The sequence below is a fragment of the Kitasatospora sp. MY 5-36 genome, from assembly GCF_001182915.1.
Classification (GTDB): domain Bacteria; phylum Actinomycetota; class Actinomycetes; order Streptomycetales; family Streptomycetaceae; genus Kitasatospora.
Genome location: NZ_LFVW01000311.1, coordinates 1 through 1,356 on the forward strand (window position 1 = coordinate 1; position 1,356 = coordinate 1,356).

1 protein-coding gene is annotated in these 1,356 nt (G+C 69.9%); it reads left to right on the plus strand.

All coding sequences use genetic code 11. The annotated features are described in order from the left end of the window. A partial coding sequence (locus AE652_RS20805) for a condensation domain-containing protein (RefSeq protein ID WP_049653733.1) occupies positions 1-1,356 on the plus strand: 1,356 nt, incomplete at both ends.

The window sequence follows — 1,356 nt, forward strand, 5'->3', positions numbered from 1 at the left end:
GGAAGGCGCTTCCGCCACCTACAACAGTCCGTTCGCGTTCCGGCTGCACGGCTCGGTGGACGTCGAGGCCCTGCGAGGGGCGATCGGTGACGTGGTCGGCCGCCACGAGGCGCTGCGGACGATCTACCCGGCGGTCGACGGCCAGCCCCGCCAGCTGGTGCTGCCCGCCCAGGACGTCCAGGTGCCCTTCAGGGTCGAGCCGTGCACGGCCGACGAGCTGGCCGAGCGGATCGAAGCCGAGGCCTTCGCCACTTTCAAGCTCTCGACCGAACTTCCCTTGCGGGTAGTACTGTTCACTGCCACTGAAGGGGAATCCGTCCTCGTCCTGACCCTCCACCACATCGCCAGTGACGGGTGGTCCTCGGGCCCGCTATGGTCGGGCATCGCCTCGGCCTACCGTGCCCGTCTGGCCGGCCTGGTCCCGCAGTGGGAGCCGCTGGCCGTCCAGTACGCGGACTACACGCTCTGGCAGCACAACCAGCTCGGCGCGACTATGGACCAGCAACTCGCGTACTGGTCCGAGGCGTTGAGGGATGCGCCGCAGGAGGTGGCTCTGCCCTTCGACCGGCCCCGCCCAGCCACCGCCTCGCACGAGGGTGAGCTGCTGGAGTTCCACGTCGACCCCGGCCTGCACGCCGAACTGGACGCCTTGGCGCGTCGGCACGGCGTGACGCTGTTCATGGTGCTGCACGCGGCTCTGGCGGCTCTGCTGTCGCGCCTCGGCGCCGGCACGGACATCCCCATCGGCACGGTCGTCGCCGGGCGTTCGGATGAGGCCCTGGACGACCTGGTCGGGTTCTTCGTGAACACTCTGGTCCTGCGGACCGACGTTTCGGCGGAGCCGACCTTCGGCGAACTGCTGGACCGGGTCCGGGATGCGGACCTGGCGGCGTTCACCCACCAGGACCTGCCGTTCGAGCGGCTGGTCGAGGAGTTGAACCCGGTGCGTTCGCTGGGCCGGCACCCGCTGTTCCAGGTGCTCCTGGTCCTGCAGAACAACGACGAGGGCACCCTCCAACTCCCGGGCCTCACCGCCCAGCCCGAGTCCTTCGGGACCCCGCCCGCCAAGTTCGACCTCAACCTCACCTGCGTCGAGAACCGCGACGCCGCCAACGCGCCCTCCGGCATCCTCGCCGTTCTCCACTACGCCACCGACCTCTTCGACCGCGACACCATGACCCTGCTGGCGGACCGCCTGATCCGGCTGCTCGGGGTGGCCGTCGGGGATCCGGAGGTTCCGGTGTCCGGCTGGGAGGTGTTCGACTCGCCTGAGCAGGAGCGGTACTTCCTCAGTCGGGCGGAGCGTGCGCGGGCCGGTGCCGTCGAGGCTGTGGAGGTGCAGGGGCATCGTGGTCC